Source organism: Cognatilysobacter segetis (assembly GCF_004359965.1).
Lineage (GTDB): Bacteria > Pseudomonadota > Gammaproteobacteria > Xanthomonadales > Xanthomonadaceae > Cognatilysobacter > Cognatilysobacter segetis.
Window position 1 is genome coordinate 1 of sequence record NZ_SMRQ01000034.1, and the last position, 14845, is coordinate 14845.

The 14845-nt window shown below is 71.6% G+C and carries 17 protein-coding genes; 11 read left to right on the top strand and 6 right to left on the bottom strand.

What is annotated here, in order from left to right; all coding sequences use genetic code 11:
- From E4F61_RS08920 to E4F61_RS08940, 5 genes are all read left to right on the top strand, one after another.
- Positions 1-545: SPOR domain-containing protein (locus E4F61_RS08920; RefSeq protein ID WP_202908973.1), on the top strand; the 545-nt coding region annotated here is incomplete at its 5' end.
- 2 nt (positions 546-547) lie between these two features.
- On the top strand, positions 548-1096 hold the full coding sequence (locus E4F61_RS08925; protein ID WP_133479320.1) for a CvpA family protein: 549 nt from the start codon (positions 548-550) through the stop codon (positions 1094-1096).
- A 21-nt stretch (positions 1097-1117) separates the two neighbouring features.
- Positions 1118-2587, top strand: a complete 1470-nt coding sequence (gene purF, locus E4F61_RS08930; RefSeq protein ID WP_133479321.1) for an amidophosphoribosyltransferase — start codon at positions 1118-1120, stop codon at positions 2585-2587.
- Positions 2587-2961 carry a ribonuclease E inhibitor RraB gene (locus E4F61_RS08935; RefSeq protein ID WP_202908974.1) on the top strand — a complete coding sequence of 125 codons (375 nt, stop codon included), beginning with the start codon at positions 2587-2589 and terminating at the stop codon, positions 2959-2961. The genes purF and E4F61_RS08935 overlap by 1 nt, the downstream gene beginning before the upstream one ends.
- The gene (locus E4F61_RS08940) at positions 2913-3764 is read left to right on the top strand and encodes a ferritin-like domain-containing protein (RefSeq protein ID WP_425480137.1); all 852 of its coding nucleotides are present in this window, start codon (positions 2913-2915) and stop codon (positions 3762-3764) included. The genes E4F61_RS08935 and E4F61_RS08940 overlap by 49 nt, the downstream gene beginning before the upstream one ends.
- A gap of 15 nt (positions 3765-3779) precedes the next feature.
- Here the strand turns inward: E4F61_RS08940 and lpxH are convergent, their stop codons facing one another.
- Positions 3780-4514: a UDP-2,3-diacylglucosamine diphosphatase gene (gene lpxH, locus E4F61_RS08945; RefSeq protein ID WP_133479323.1), complete on the bottom strand. Its 735-nt coding sequence runs from the start codon at positions 4512-4514 to the stop codon at positions 3780-3782.
- Positions 4515-4720: 206 nt separating this feature from the next.
- Between lpxH and E4F61_RS08950 the strand changes: the two genes are divergently transcribed.
- The 3 genes from E4F61_RS08950 to E4F61_RS08960 are packed head-to-tail and all read left to right on the top strand — an operon-like array spanning position 4721 to position 6923.
- Positions 4721-4966: a type II toxin-antitoxin system HicB family antitoxin gene (locus E4F61_RS08950; protein ID WP_162301459.1), complete on the top strand. Its 246-nt coding sequence runs from the start codon at positions 4721-4723 to the stop codon at positions 4964-4966.
- A gap of 57 nt (positions 4967-5023) precedes the next feature.
- Positions 5024-6430: a glutamate--tRNA ligase gene (gene gltX, locus E4F61_RS08955; RefSeq protein ID WP_133479325.1), complete on the top strand. Its 1407-nt coding sequence runs from the start codon at positions 5024-5026 to the stop codon at positions 6428-6430.
- Positions 6431-6437: 7 nt separating this feature from the next.
- Positions 6438-6923, top strand: a complete 486-nt coding sequence (locus E4F61_RS08960; RefSeq protein WP_133479326.1) for a transcriptional repressor — start codon at positions 6438-6440, stop codon at positions 6921-6923.
- Positions 6924-6985: 62 nt separating this feature from the next.
- Here E4F61_RS08960 and E4F61_RS08965 read toward each other — a convergent pair whose 3' ends face one another.
- The gene (locus E4F61_RS08965; protein ID WP_238382866.1) at positions 6986-9040 is read right to left on the bottom strand and encodes a TonB-dependent receptor; all 2055 of its coding nucleotides are present in this window, start codon (positions 9038-9040) and stop codon (positions 6986-6988) included.
- Between the two features lie 44 nt (positions 9041-9084).
- Here E4F61_RS08965 and E4F61_RS08970 point away from each other — a divergent pair, with 44 nt between their 5' ends.
- Both E4F61_RS08970 and E4F61_RS08975 read left to right on the top strand, forming a co-directional pair.
- Entirely contained in the window at positions 9085-9492 is a 408-nt protein-coding gene (locus E4F61_RS08970) for a MerC domain-containing protein (protein WP_133479328.1), read from the top strand.
- 113 nt (positions 9493-9605) lie between these two features.
- A complete protein-coding gene (locus E4F61_RS08975) occupies positions 9606-9794 on the top strand; it encodes a 30S ribosomal protein THX (RefSeq protein WP_133479329.1) in 189 nt (62 codons plus the stop codon).
- Between the two features lie 75 nt (positions 9795-9869).
- On the opposite strand, the gene E4F61_RS08980 is transcribed toward E4F61_RS08975, so the two are convergent.
- The 4 genes from E4F61_RS08980 to E4F61_RS14700 all read right to left on the bottom strand — a co-directional run bounded on the left by E4F61_RS08980 (position 9870) and on the right by E4F61_RS14700 (position 13553).
- The gene (locus E4F61_RS08980) at positions 9870-10880 is read right to left on the bottom strand and encodes an extracellular catalytic domain type 1 short-chain-length polyhydroxyalkanoate depolymerase (protein WP_133479330.1); all 1011 of its coding nucleotides are present in this window, start codon (positions 10878-10880) and stop codon (positions 9870-9872) included.
- A 70-nt stretch (positions 10881-10950) separates the two neighbouring features.
- The gene (locus E4F61_RS08985) at positions 10951-12150 is read right to left on the bottom strand and encodes a dipeptidase (protein WP_133479331.1); all 1200 of its coding nucleotides are present in this window, start codon (positions 12148-12150) and stop codon (positions 10951-10953) included.
- Positions 12151-12162: 12 nt separating this feature from the next.
- A complete protein-coding gene (gene hutI, locus E4F61_RS08990; protein WP_133479332.1) occupies positions 12163-13404 on the bottom strand; it encodes an imidazolonepropionase in 1242 nt (413 codons plus the stop codon).
- Positions 13401-13553 (bottom strand): hypothetical protein, encoded by a 153-nt coding sequence (locus tag E4F61_RS14700; RefSeq protein WP_162301460.1) that lies wholly within the window; start codon positions 13551-13553, stop codon positions 13401-13403. The genes hutI and E4F61_RS14700 overlap by 4 nt, the downstream gene beginning before the upstream one ends.
- Before the next feature lie 56 nt (positions 13554-13609).
- Here E4F61_RS14700 and E4F61_RS08995 point away from each other — a divergent pair, with 56 nt between their 5' ends.
- Positions 13610-14842: a formimidoylglutamate deiminase gene (locus E4F61_RS08995; RefSeq protein WP_133479333.1), complete on the top strand. Its 1233-nt coding sequence runs from the start codon at positions 13610-13612 to the stop codon at positions 14840-14842.
- The last annotated feature ends 3 nt before the right edge of the window (positions 14843-14845 follow it).

Sequence of the window (14845 nt, forward strand, 5' to 3'; positions counted from 1 at the left end):
CCGCCGCGGCGGAAGCCGCGCGCCTCGCTGCCGGCCGCGTGCGCAGCGACGTCAATACGCGCGTGGTGGTGCTGGACGCGGGCGCCGCCGCGCCGGCCGCGACCATGCCGATCGCGCCCGCGCCCGCCGTGGCGTCGGCGCCGCTGCCGGCCACGACGCAGGTATCGACCGCGCCGCGCAACGCCGCCGCCGTCACGACCGCGGGTACCGTCGCGACCGCTCGGGATCCGGCCGACGCTGCGGCAGCCAAGCCCACCGCGCCGCCCGCGCCTTCAACACCGCCCGCCGCCCCGGCACCCGCGGCCGCCAATGTCGGCTATGCGGTGCAGCTCGGCGCGTTCGCGAATCCGGACGAGGCCACCCGCCTGCGCGATCGCGCGCGGGCGGCCGGTTTCTCCGCCTTCGTCGAGCAGGTGCGCACCGACAGCGGCACGCTCAACCGCGTCCGCGTGGGCCCCGCGCCGGACCGCGCCGCGGCCGACGCGCTGCGCGCGCAGGTCGCCTCGAAACTCGGCGTCAGCGGCATCGTCCGGCCTCATCCCTGACGATGAGCCCGCTCGACTGGCTGCTGCTGGCGATCCTCGTGCTTTCGGCACTGATGGGTCTGTTGCGCGGCTTCGTCGGCGTCGCGGCCTCCGTCCTGGCCTGGCTGCTCGGCGGGACGGCCGCGCTGACCCTCGGCGGCGGCGCTGCGCGCCTGCTCGCCGACCGCGGCGACCCGTCGCCCGTGCAGACGCTGGTCGGCTACGGCGCCTGCTTCCTCGGCGCGGCGATGCTGGTCGCGCTGCTGGCCTTCGTCGCGCGCCGCGCGCTGGTCGCGGCGGGGCTCGGCGGCGTCGATCGCGCGCTCGGGCTCGCGCTCGGCGGCGTTCGCGGCCTGGTCATGGCCTGCGCGCTGGTACTGCTGCTCGGCTTCACGCCGATGCCGCGCCAGCGCCAGTGGCAGGCATCCGCCCTGGTGCCGCTGTTCAAGCCGGGCGCCGGTTGGATGTCCACGTGGCTGCCGACCTGGGCACGTGAACGGCTCGACCTCGATGGCGCCATGCCCGCTCGAAACCTTCCGGAGCTGCCCCCATTTCCGGGGCTCCCGGCCTGATCCCCAGCAGGACACGAATACATGTGCGGCATCATCGGAATCGTCGGCCAGAGCGACGTCGCGGGCCAGCTCTATGACGGGCTGACCGTGCTCCAGCACCGCGGGCAGGACGCCGCGGGCATCGCCACCGCAAGCGGCTCGAAGATCCGCGTGCACAAGGGCAATGGCCTGGTCAGCGACGTGTTCGACGAGGCGTCGATGCAGTTGCTGCACGGCAACTTCGGCATCGGCCACTGCCGCTATCCCACCGCCGGCAGCGAGGGCTGCGACGAAGCGCAGCCGTTCTACGTCAACTCGCCCTACGGCATCGCGCTGGCGCACAACGGCAACCTGATCAATACCGACGCGTTGCGCCGCGAGGTGTTCGAGCAGGACAAGCGCAACGTCAACACCGAGTCCGACTCGGAAGTGCTGCTCAACGTCTTCGCGCATGAGCTCGACGTGCAGGGCGAGCTCTCGCCCGAGTCGATCTTCAAGGCGATCGAGGGCGTGCACCGCCGCTGCGTCGGCGGCTATGCGGTCACGGCCGTGGTGCTCGGCTTCGGCATGGTGGCCTTCCGCGACGTGCACGGCATCCGTCCGCTGGTGCTGGGCAAGCGCGTGCGCGACGGACGCGACGAGTACGCCGTGGCGTCGGAATCGGTCGCGCTCGACCTGCTCGGCTACGAGCGCCTGCGCGACGTGCGGCCGGGCGAGGGCATCGTGGTCACCGCCGACGGCACGCTGCATGCGCGCGCCTGCGCCGAGGAGCGCGCCGCGACGCCCTGCATCTTCGAATACGTCTACTTCGCGCGCCCCGACTCGATGATGGACGACGTCTCGGTGCACAAGGCGCGCATGCGCATGGGCCAGAAGCTCGGCGAGAAGATCCTGCGCCTGCGCCCGGACCACGACATCGACGTCGTCATCCCGATTCCCGACACCTCGCGCGACGCCGCGCTGGAAATCGCCAACGTGCTCGGCGTGAAGTACCGAGAGGGCTTCATCAAGAACCGCTACGTCGGGCGCACCTTCATCATGCCGGGGCAGGGCGAGCGCGCGAAGTCCGTGCGCCGCAAGCTCAACGCGATCCCGCTCGAATTCCGCAAGCGCAACGTGCTGCTGGTCGACGACTCGATCGTGCGCGGCACGACGTCCAAGCAGATCGTGCAGATGGCGCGCGACGCCGGCGCCAACAAGGTCTACCTCGCATCGGCCGCGCCGCCGGTGCGGTTCCCGAACATCTACGGCATCGACATGCCGTCGGTGGATGAGCTCGTCGCGCACGGCCGTACCGACGAGGAGATCCAGCAGCTGCTCGGTTGCGACTGGCTGATCTACCAGGATCTGGCGGATCTGGAAGAAGCCGTCTCGGGGCCGAAGCACCGCATCGACGCGTTCGACTCGTCCTGCTTCAGCGGCGAGTACGTCACGGGCGTCGAACCCGGTTACTTCGAGCGCATCCGGCAGGCGCGCTCGGACAGCGCCAAGCAGGCGCGGCGGGTGGCCTGATGAAGTCGCTGCAGTTCGCGATGCTGCCCGACGACGAGAACGGCGACGTGCTGCGCGCCATGCTCGAGGACGGCGACGACCTCACCCTTCCGCGCGAGATCGACTTCCTGCTGGTGTTCGGCGAGGAAGCGGCGGCGCGCGCCTTCGCGGACGCGGCGAACCAGCTGCCCGACCTCATCGTGTCGATTCCGGGCGTGGACGACGAGGGAATCTGGCAGGTCGTCGCCGGCCGCCACATGGCGCCGAAGCATGCCGACATCACGCGGCTCGAGCGCGAGCTGACGGTGCTCGCCGAATCGTTCGGCGGCTATCCGGACGGCTGGGAATGCTCGCGCGCCGCCGGTCCGCTCGAGGACGACGACGGCCCCGCCTGATGGCCGCTTGCCTGCACGCCGCCGCGCAGGAATGCCTGCGTGCGGCGACGCCCGAGGACAAGGTCGCGCTGACGTTCGACGCGTTCGAGCGCTTCTCGCGCGGCGAGCTCGCGCCAGGTGACACCGCGCCTCCCGAACCGATCGCGATGCCCGGCCGCCCCGCGTGCCCCCGCCTCGTGCACGCGCGCGACCTTCCGCGTCGCGGCTTCGGTACGCCCGAGGGACTCGCCGCTTTCGTCCATGCGATCGCGCACATCGAGTTCAATGCGATCGACCTCGCCTGGGACGCGGTCTACCGCTTCCGCGGCATGCCGGCGGGGTTCTACGCCGACTGGGCGTCGGTGGCGAACGACGAGGCGCGCCACTTCACCATGCTGCGCGGCCGCCTGCAGTCGCTCGGCCACGACTACGGCGACTTCGACGCGCACAACGGTCTGTGGGAGATGGCACAGAAGACCGGGCACGACGGCCTGGCGCGCATGGCGCTGGTGCCGCGCGTGCTGGAAGCGCGCGGCCTCGACGTCACGCCGGGAATGATCGTGAAACTCCGCCAGAGGGGCGATGGCGCGACCGCCGACATCCTCGACGTGATCCTGCGCGAGGAGGTGGGCCACGTCGCGGCGGGCAGCCGCTGGTTCCGCTGGCATTGCGCGCAGCGCGGGCTGGAGCCGCAGGCCACGTTCAAGGCGCTCCTGGCAGAGTACGCCCGAGCGGTGCTGTACGGGCCGTTCAACCGCGAAGCGCGCCTCGAGGCCGGGTTCGACGCCGAGGAACTCGCCTCGCTGGACGCGCTGGCGAACTGAGGTGACGACGCCGTGTCAGGCGAGCGCGTCGAGCCTGAGCTCGCCGTTCGACGCGCGCAGCACGGAACCCTGCTCGTACCAGTCGCCCAGCACGACGCGGCGGCAATCGCGACCGCCGACCGCGCGCCGATGGACCGCCGGCCGGTGCGTGTGCCCGTGGATCATCAGGTCGACACCGTACTGCGAGAACCAGGCGTCGACCGCTTCGGGCGAGACGTCGGTGATGGTCTCCATCGTCCCCGCCTGCTTCAGTGCCGCCTGCGCCTCGCGCGACTGCTCGCGCGCATGCGCGGCGAACGCGAGGCGCGCGGCCAGCGGCTGCGACAGGAACTGCGCCTGCCAGCGGGGATCGCGGGTCTGCGCGCGGAACGCCATGTAGCCGGTATCGGCCGTGCACAGCAGGTCGCCGTGCAGCAGCAGCGCCGGTCGACCGTCCAGCAACACGACCGACGGATCGTTGAGCACGTCCATGCCCGCGCGCGCGGCGTAGGCCCGACCGAGCAGGAAATCGCGATTGCCACGGATGAAGCGGACCGGCGTGCCGCCGCCGACGACGGCGCGGATGGCGCGCGCGACCGCGTCGCCGACGTCGGACGGATCGTCGTCGCCCACCCAGGCCTCGAACAGGTCGCCGAGGATGTAGAGCGCGCGCGCGCCGGCGGCTTCGTCGCGCAGGAACCGCAGGAACAGCTCGGTGACCTGCGGCCGCTCGGCATCGAGGTGCAGGTCGGAAATGAAGAGCGTGGTCATGCGGCGCATTGTAGGCGGCGGTCGGGGCACGGCCGCCGCCAGTTCGACTGCGACGCGCCGCACGTCTCGGCGAGGCGGCGGGCGATGCGCCGCGGTGCCGGCGTATAGTCCCCGCGACCGATCGCGACCGGGGGGACGGACGGCATGCAGGGCAGGGGATGCGCACGCGCCGACGGCGTGGTGACGGGCCGCGGGGCACCGGGCTGATGGGCTACTTCGCTTTCGTTCGACGCGACGCCGACCGCCGCTACCATGCGACGCTGCCGGATTTCCCCGGCTGTTCGGTCGATGCGACCCGGCTGGACGCACTCGCCGACGCGATCCGCGACGCCATGCGCGCCTGCGTCGACGGCGGCGAGTGGCCGGTGCCGACGCGGCTCGAGCAACTGCCCCGGCAGGACGCCGACCACGACGGCTACTGGCTGATGGTGGAGGCCGGGCCGCGCGCCTGAGCGGCCGGACGGGCGGCAGGCGGTAAAATCGCCGATCCCTCCGCCGTCGAGCACCGCATGACCAGCCGTACCCGCTTCGCGCCCAGCCCCACCGGCTACCTCCACATCGGCGGTGCCCGCACGGCGCTGTACTGCTGGCTCGAAGCGCGCCGCAACGGCGGCGAGTTCATCCTGCGCATCGAGGACACCGACCAGGAGCGCAGCACGCAGGCGGCGATCGACGCGATCCTCGAGGCGATGGACTGGCTCGGCCTCGACTACGACGAGGGCCCGGTCTACCAGACGCACCGGCTCGACCGCTACCGGCAGGTCGCCGAACAGATGGTCGCCGCGGGCAAGGCCTACTACGCCTACGAGACCAAGGACGAACTCGAGGCCATGCGCGAAGCCGCGATGGCCGCGGGCGAGAAGCCGCGCTACAACGGCGCCTACCGCGACGCCGACGCGGGGTTTCGCGACGACCCCAATCGCGTGATCCGTTTCAGGAATCCGCAGGACGGCGTGGTCGCGTGGGAGGACAAGGTCAAGGGCCGCATCGAGATCGCCAACAGCGAGCTCGACGACCTCGTCATCTTCCGCTCCGACGGCTACCCGACCTACAACTTCGCGGTGGTCGTCGACGACATCGACATGCGGATCACCGACGTGGTGCGCGGCGACGACCACGTCAACAACACCCCCCGGCAGATCAACATCTACCAGGCGTTGAATGCTCCGGTGCCGCACTTCGCGCACCTGCCGATGATCCTCGACGAGCACGGCGCGAAGCTGTCCAAGCGCACCGGCGCCGCGGACGTGATGCAGTACCGCGAGATGGGCTACCTGCCCCACGCGCTGCTGAACTACCTCGTGCGCCTGGGCTGGTCGCATGGCGACCAGGAGATCTTCTCGATCGAGGAGATGACGCGGCTGTTCGACCTCAAGGACGTCAACGCCAAGGCCTCGCGCCTCGATCCGGCCAAGCTCGGTTGGCTCAACCAGCAGTACCTCAAGAGCGACGATCCGGAGGCCGTGGCCAAGCATCTGGTCTGGCATCTGGAGCGTCACGGTTACGACCTCGCGCAGGGCCCGAAACCGGCCGACCTCGTGGTCGCGCTGCGCGATCGCGTGCAGACGCTGGCGGACATGGCCGAGCGCGCGGCGGTGTGGTTCCGCCCGCTGCACCAGTACGACGACGCGGCCGTCGCCAAGCACCTCACCGACGCCGCGCGTGCGCCGCTTCGCGAAGCGCGCGCGCGCCTTGCCGAGCTGATGACGTGGTCGCCCGATTCGGTGTCGATGGTGCTGCACGACGTCGCCACGGCCTGCGGCGTCGGCATGGGCAAGGTCGCGCAGCCGCTGCGCGTGGCGATCACCGGCACGCAGGTCAGCCCGGACATCGCGCAGACCGTCTACCTCGCCGGTCGCGACGAGGCGCTGCTGCGCATCGACGCGGCGATCGCGAAGCTTCCCGACGCAGCCTGAGGTCGCCATGGCGCATTCCGACCACTGCACCGATCCGCATCACCACGTCCATTCGGGCGATGCGTTCGTGGCCGAGGTCGAACGCGCCTGCGAGGCGCGCGGCCTGCGCCTGACGCCGCTGCGGGCGAGCGCGCTGCGCCTGATCGCCGATGCGGGACGGCCGCTGAAGGCCTACGAACTGCTCGACCTCATGAAGGCGACGCACGAGGGCGCGGCGCCGCCGACGGTCTATCGCGCACTCGACTTCCTGCTCGAGAACGGCTTCATCCACAAGCTCGCCTCGATCAACGCGTTCGTGGCCTGCCACCACCCGGGCAGCGAGCGCCATGCGGTGCCCTTCCTCATCTGCGACCGCTGCCAGGCCGCGGTCGAGCTGGAGGACGAGCAGATCGTCGGCGCGCTCGACACGCGCGCCCGCGCGCTGGGCTTCACCCCGCGCGCGCAGACGCTGGAGGTGCACGGCCTGTGCGCGGCCTGCGCGGCGCGGGAGTGAGCCGCGCTGGCGGTCGAAAAAAAGCCCGGCGAAAGCCGGGCTTTTTCGTTGCGGCGCGTCCGTCAGAAGAACACGCGCACGCCGAAGGCGACGCCGCGGCCGGGCAGCACCACGCGATCCTTGAGGAACGACGTGTGCACGCGCGCCACCTGGTCGGTCAGGTTGGTCGCGTCGGCGAAGAACTCGAGCGCGGTCGCGCCGCGGTCGATGTGATACGCCGCGTGCGCGTCGACCAGCGTGTAGCCGGCGGTCGCGGATTCGCCCGCTGCCACGTCGTCCTGCCGGTACCAGTGCGTCGCGCCGAGCGAGGCACGCAGGTCGGCGCCGCGCCAGCGCAGTTCCGCGCCGACGCGCGCCGGCGCGATGCGCGGCAGATTGCCGCCGTCGTCGAGCGTGGCGCGCACGCGGTCGCCGAACAGGCGCGCATCGAGGCGGCCGGCGTCGGCGTCCAGCAGGTGCCCGACGATTTCGCCCTCGACGCCGCGGAAGCGCGCATCCGCCTGCGACCACTGGCGCACCGGCAGCGGCTCGCCGTCGATATCGGCCACTTCGCCCGTATCGCCGAGGTAGATGAAACCGTCGAACCGCGTCTGGTACGCCGACAGCTTCGCGTCCACGCGGCCGCCGTGGTAATGCAGGCCGAGCTCGGCGCCGTTCGCGCGCTCCTTGCGCAGCTGCGCATCGCCGACCTCGTAGGACAGCGTCGCGACATGCGGGCCGTCGGCGAACAGTTCCTCCTCGCCCGGCGCGCGTTCGGCGCGGTCGAGGTTGAGGTTGAGCCGCCAGGCGTCGCTGAACTTCCACGCCGCGCCCGCCGACAGGCTCACCGGCCGGAACGCCCGCGTGCCGCCACCGGCCGGCGCGGTCTCGATGCGGTCGACGCGCGCGCCGACGTCGATCTGCAGCGGCCCCCAGCGACGCTGTTCGGTGACGAACACGCCCCAGCCGCGCGTGCGGGTCCGCGGCACGAATGCTTCCTCGCCGATCGCCTCGAAGCGGCGTTCCACGCCCTGCAGGCCAACCGCGCCGGTCCAGCCCGCGAGCGCGCGATGCGTCAGCTCGATGCGGCCTTCGCTCGCCTTGTTGAGAAAGCGCGTGCCGACCTGCTCGCCCTCGTACTCGACATGCTCGTAATCGGTGCCGCCGAGGCTCGCGCGCAGGCCGTCGAAGATGCCGAAATCGCGATCGAGCCCGGCCTTGGCCTCGACGCGGTCCTGCTTCATGCGCAGCGACACGCCGCGCTCGCCGGCGGCGGGGTCGCCCGGCTCCCCGGGATTGCCGTAGGCGTCCTCGAAGCGCGATGCCGCGACGCCGGCGAAGCCCAGCGCCCCGACGCGGGAAACGCCGAGCGCGGCGGACTTCGTGTCGATGAAGCTGTTGGCCTGGCGGCCGCCGCCCGGAATCGAATAGTCGCCCTGGTCGCGGTAGACGGCGTCGGCGTGCAGCACGAGCGTGCCGTCGGCGCCGGACGCGTCCACGCGCGCCATGCCGGTGAAGCCGTCGTTGACCGTGTCGTGGCGCAGTTCGGCGCGACCGGTGAGTGTCGAATCGAGCGGCTTCTCGGCGATGCGGCCGTCGACGACGTTGACCACGCCGCCGATCGCGCCGGAGCCGTACAGCAGCGTCGCGGGGCCCTTCAGCACCTCGATCTGGTCGGCGAGGAACGGCTCGATCGCCACCGCGTGGTCCTGGCTCACCGTCGACACGTCCTGGGATGACAGGCCGCCGGACAGCACGCCGACGCGGCCGCCCTCGAGGCCGCGGATGATCGGCCGGCCGACCCCGGGGCCGAAGTTCGACGACTGCACGCCGGGCAGCTTGGTGACCGTTTCGCCCAGCGTCGAACCGCGGGCTTCGTCGAGGCGCTCGCCGCCGAGCACGTCCACCGGGCGCACGAGTTCCTCGGCCGTGGCGCGACGGGGCGCGGCGGTGACGACGACGCGGTCCAGCTGGCGCGGCTGGTCGTGGTGCGCATCCTGCGGGTTCTCGTCGGCCGGGGCCGGGGCCGGGGCCGGGGCCGGGGCCGTGGCGGGCGCCGCTGCGGCCGGCAGGGCGGTGGCCAGGGCAATGGCGAGGAGGGCGAGGCTGGGCGGGGCGCTGCTGCGACGGGCGGTCATGGGGGTCGACATGGGGAACACGAAGAAACGTTATAGTATTCCAAATGAACGCGACCCCTGCCGGAAGTACCGCTGCACGACCGACGCTCGACCGGGTGGGCATGGCCGGCTCGCTGCTGTGCGCAGTCCACTGCGCGATCCTTCCGGTGGTCTTCGTCGTGCTGCCGTCCGTGGGCTTGGCCCTGGCGCTGAGCGATCGCGTCGAGCTCGCGTTCGTGCTGTTCGCGAGCCTGGTCGGCACCGTCAGCCTGGTGCGCGGGTTCCGCCGCCACCGCGCGGGGCTGGCGCTGATGCTGCTCGCCCCGGGCCTGGCGCTGCTCTGGGCCGGGGTGCGCTGGCCCCCGCTGCACCATGCGGCCGTGCCGCACGCCCTCGCGATGGCCGCCGGCGGCAGCCTCGTCGCCGTGGCGCACTTCCTCAACCTTCGCTTCGCCCGCCGCGCTCGGGCCTGAGCGGCCGGCTGTGCTAGGCTTTCGCGCTTCGCGAGCCGCGTGGGTCCACCGCGCCCGCCTCGTATTCGCCGCGTCGCGCGGCATCCGCATGCAACATTTCCAGGAGCGACATCATGGGTAAGGGCGACCGCAAGACCGCCAAGGGCAAGCGCTACAACTCCAGCTACGGCAATGCGCGCAGCGCCAAGGCGACCACCGTGACCACGGGCGCCGCGAGCGCGCCGGTCGCGAAGAAGGCGACGAAGTCCGTCGCCAAGGCGCCGACCAAGAAGGTCGCCGTGAAGAAGGCCGCGAAGGAGTAATCCTTCCGCCGGAGAAAATAGCCCCGCCAATGCGGGGCTTTTTTTTTGTGCGTGACGTCGCGCGCAGCAACGCGGTCACAGCGATTCGAAGAACGCCCACATCGCATCGGTGGCGGATATCGACGGCGACGGCGGCGCACCGCGCGCTTTGCGCCCGCCGGGCCACGAGTGCCCCCCGCGATCGGTGACGCAGAGCTGCACTTTCGATCCGCCCGCGCACCCGGCGCGCACTTCGCAGTAGGCGCCCGGCACCTGCAGCACCCGGCGCGGCGCTACCGTGCAGCCGTCGAGTGCCGACCATTTCGCGATCGTCGCCGGCACTGAGGTGAAATCGGTCACCGCCGACGCATCGCGGAACGCGCCCGGCCCGGCGCCGCCGTCGAACCGCACGTGGTCGTCGTCGCGCGCATGGAAATGGGCGATCGACACCGGCCGCGACGGCCGGCATTCCCGCGTGTTGTCGGTGCCGGCGACCGGCGCGACCGCGCGGAACACGTCCGATGCCTCGCAGGCGAGGCGGTAGGCCATCATCCCGCCGTTCGACATCCCGGTCGCGAAGACGCGGTCGCGATCGACGTCCACCGCGCGCGCCACATGCGCCACGACCTCGCGGACGAAACCGACGTCGTCGATGCCGAGATCGCGCGCGCGGCCGCAGCAGCGACCGGCATTCCACGTCGCCAGCCGCCCGCCCGGGAAACGGCTGTAGCCGTTGGGAAACGCCACGACGAAGCCCGAACGCTCGGACTTGCCGATGAGCCCATACTTCGCATCGTCCGCCTGCCAGTCCATGTCGCCGCCGCCGCCATGCAGCGCGACCAGCAACGGCGTCGGGCGTCCCGGCCGGTAGCTTCGCGGAACGTGGACGCGGTAGCTCCGCCGCAAACCGGCGTGCTCGATCTCGAACCGGTAATCGCCGCCCTGCACGATGCGCGCATCCGGGTCGGCCACCGGCGTCACACCCGCGTCCGCGCGCTGCGCCATGCGGGCGCGCAGCAGCTCGCGCACGCGCCCGTCACGCGCCTGCGCGAACGCGGCGGCGCCAACCGCGGCCAACAGCAGGATCCAGACCGAAGCACGCTTCATCGCGACGTCCTCCAAGGGCGATGCCACGCGAACGCGTGCCGTCGACTCTTCGTTGACGCCGGCCGTCGGCTCAGCGCGTCGCGGCGGCCTCCACCGCCGCCCACACGCGCATCAGGTTGCCGCCGAGCACCTTGCGGATCGTCGCGTCCGAATGGCCGCGCTCGCGCAAGGCCTGCACGAGGTTCGGGTAGTCCGCCACGCTCTTCAGGCCTTCGGGCAACGCACCGGAGACCCCGTCGAAATCGGAGCCGATGCCGACGTGGTCGTCGCCGAGCAGTCGGATCGCGTAGTCGACCTGGTCGGCGACCTGCGACAGCTTCGTCGCCGGCTTCGGATGCGCCGGATCCCAGACCGCGTCGAACGCGTCGACCGACTTCACCGCCTCGCCGCGCGACGCAGCCAGCGTCTGTTCGTGCTGGAACTTCGCGAGCTCGCGGAAATACGCGGTGGTGTCGGCCGCCGCCTTGGCATCGATGAAGCCGCTGCCGAAGGTGATCTGCACGACGCCACCGGTCGCGGCGATCTTCTTCGCCAGCGCGTCCGACAGGTTGCGCTCAAAGCCCGGCGTGAGGTGCCGCAGACCCGAGTGGCTCGCGATCACGGGCGCCTTCGCGACGCGCAGCACGTCCTCCACCGCATCGTCGGACAGGTGCGAGACGTCGACCATGATGCCGAGCGCGTTCATTTCGGCGACGACCTTCTCCCCGAACGGGCTGAGCCCCTTCCAAGGCCGGTCCAGCGAATACGAGCCGTCCGCGATGCGGTTGCTGTGGCTGTGCGCCAGCGTCATGTAGCGGACGCCGCGGTCGCGGAAGCCTTCCAGCCGCGACAGGTCGTCGCCGATGGGCGCGCCGTTCTCCATCCCGAGCGCCAGCAGCACACGCTCGCCGTCGCCGCGCAGGCGCGCGTAGTCGGCGGGCGAGGTGATCACCGCGAAACGGTCGGGGCAGCGGCCCGCCATGGCCTCGACCGCATCGATCTCGCGATGCGCCTTCTGCGTCGCGATGCCCGCACGGTCGTCCTCGGGCGAGGTGTAGATCGACATGAACGCGATGTCGAGGCCGCCGGCGCGCGCCTTCGCCGCATCGAATTCGCGGTCCGGCGTCTCGTTGCAGAGGTTGCGCCAGCTCTTGAGCAACTCGCCGGGCGCATCGATGTGCGTGTCGACGATCAGCGCCTGGCGTGCGAGCGCGCGCGCGTCAGGTACCTCGGGCGCGGCGGCGAGGCAGGCGATGGGCATCAGCAACAGCAGGCAGGGCAGGGCGCGCATGGTGTCTCCGCGTCAGGTTTCGGAAGGATGGATGACGTGCCGCGTGTACGCCGGATGGCCGGCGACGACGGCGCGGCTCAGCAGATCGCCGCCGAGCCAGTAGCAGAGCTCGGCCGGGTGACGGATGTCCCAGACGGCGAGGTCGGCGCGCAGCCCCGTGCGCAGTACGCCACGATCGTGCAGCCCGAGCGCACGCGCGGCATGCTGCGTCGCGCCGCGCAGCGCCTGCTCGGGCGTGAGGCGGAAATGCGTGCAGGCCAGTTGCATCGCCTGTCGCAGCGAAAGAAGCGGCGAAGTGCCGGGATTGCAGTCGGTCGCGATCGCCATCGGCACGCCATGCGCGCGGAACGCGTCGATGGGCGGCAGACGGGTTTCGCGCAGCACGTGGAACGCGCCGGGCAGGAGCACCGCAACGGTGCCGGCGGCCGCCATGGCGCGCACGCCCGCCTCGCTCGTGTGTTCGACATGGTCCGCCGAGAGGCCGTCGAATTCCGCGGCCAGTGAGGCGCCGTCGAGGTCGCTCAATTGGTCGGCATGCAGCTTCACCGGCAGCCCGAGCGAGCGTGCGCGTTCGAACAGCCGACGGGTCTGCGCGGGTGAGAAACCGATGCCCTCGCAGAAGGCATCCACCGCGTCGACGAGGCCCTCCGCGTGCAGTCGCGGCAGCCAGTCGATCGCCGCGTCGATGTAGGCATCCGCGCGGCCGGCGAACTCCGGCGGCAGCGCGTGCGCGGCGAGGTAGGTGGTGCGCACGTCCAGTGCGGGCGATGCGAAGCGCCGCGCGACCCGCAGCATCTTGCGCTCGTTGTCGAAGTCGAGCCCATAGCCCGACTTGATCTCGAGCGTGGTCACGCCGTCGCGGCGCAGTGCCTCGATGCGCGGTCGCGACTGGGCGTACAGCGCGTCCTCGTCGGCCGCGCGCACGGCCCGCACGGTCGACAGGATGCCGCCGCCGGCGCGGGCGATGTCCTCGTAACGCGCGCCCTCCAGCCGCATCTCGAATTCGCTGGCGCGGTCGCCCGCGAACACCGCATGCGTGTGGCAGTCGACCAGGCCGGGCGTGATCCAGCCCGTCGCCTCGATCACCTGCGCGGCGAGTGCCGACGGCGAGCCCGGCAGATCCGCGCGCGGTCCGACGAAGGCGATGAGGCCGTTCTTCCACGCGATCGCCCCGTCGTCGATGGCGCCGTAGCCGTCGCCATCCAGCGTCGCGAGCGAGGCGCCGACGACCAGGCCGTCCCAGCGGGGCGTCACGGCGCGTCGTCTCCGTCGATCCCGTCGTCGCGGGCGTCGTCCTCCGGGCGGGGCCGCCGGATCGACGCGAGCGTGTGGGGTTCGCCGATCATCCACGCCACCAGCGCGATCGCCACCACCACGAAGCCCACGAATTCGACGATGCGCATTGCGGCACTCCCGGCAGCCCGCGGTAGCCTAGCGCACCCCCGAGCCCGCGACCGCCATGCCCGAGCCCATCGTCCGACGCACCGACCGGGGCTGGGAGCTTCCCGGCATCGCCAACCTGCACTCGCATGCATTCCAGCGCGCGATGGCGGGCCTCGCCGAACGGCAGACCGATCCCGCCGACAGCTTCTGGACGTGGCGCGAGACGATGTACTCGATGGCCGAGCGGTTCGACCCGTCGCTGCTGCGCGACGTGGCCGCGCAGCTTTACGTCGAGATGCTGGAAGCCGGCTACACGTCGGTCTGCGAATTCCACTACCTGCACCACGCTCCTGATGGCCGTCCCTACGACGACGCGGCGGCGATGTCGCGCGCGCTCATCGAGGCGGCGCGGGAGACCGGCATCGGCCTCACGCTTCTGCCGGTGCTGTACATGGCCGGTGGCTTCGACGGCCGCCCGCTCGCGGTGCGCCAGCGGCGGTTCGGCCACGAGGTCGACGCCTATCTGCGCTTGCTCGACACGCTGCGCGCGGATGCCGGCGCGTCGCTGACGATCGGATGCGCGCTGCACAGCCTGCGCGCGGTGCCGGAGGCGGCGATGCGCGAGGTGCTCGGCGCGCTGCCGGCGGACGCGTGCATCCACATCCACATCGCGGAACAGACGGCGGAGGTGGACGACTGCGTCGCCGTGCGCGGCGCGCGCCCGGTGCGCTGGCTGCTCGACCATGCGCCGGTCGACGCGCGCTGGACGCTGGTGCACGCGACGCACCTGGATGCGGGCGAGATCGCGGGCATCGCGGCGTCGAAGGCGACGGTCGCGATCTGCACCACGACCGAAGCCAACCTCGGCGATGGCCTGTTCCCGTTGCGCGACTACCTCGACGCCGGCGGCCGCTTCGGCATCGGCTCGGACTCGCATGTGTCGGTCTCGCCGGTCGAGGAGCTGCGCTGGCTCGAATATGGCCAGCGGCTGGTCACGCACCGTCGCAACATCGCGATCGGTGCCTCCGGCAGCGTGGGCGAGACGCTGCTGGCGCATGCGATCGACAGCGCCGCCGATTCGACCGGACGCGACGCGCGCGCCGATCGCGTCGTGCTGGATGCCGCCCATCCGTTGCTCGCCGGTGCGACGACGGAGGATGTCGCGGACCGTTGGATCTTCGCGGGCAACCGCCCGCTGGTCCGCGAGGTGGACGTCGCGGGGCAGGCGTGGGTACGCGAGGGCCGCCACGTCGCGGCCGACGCGATCGCGGCGCGTTACGCGAAGGCGATCGCGCGGCTTTCGGCCTGACGG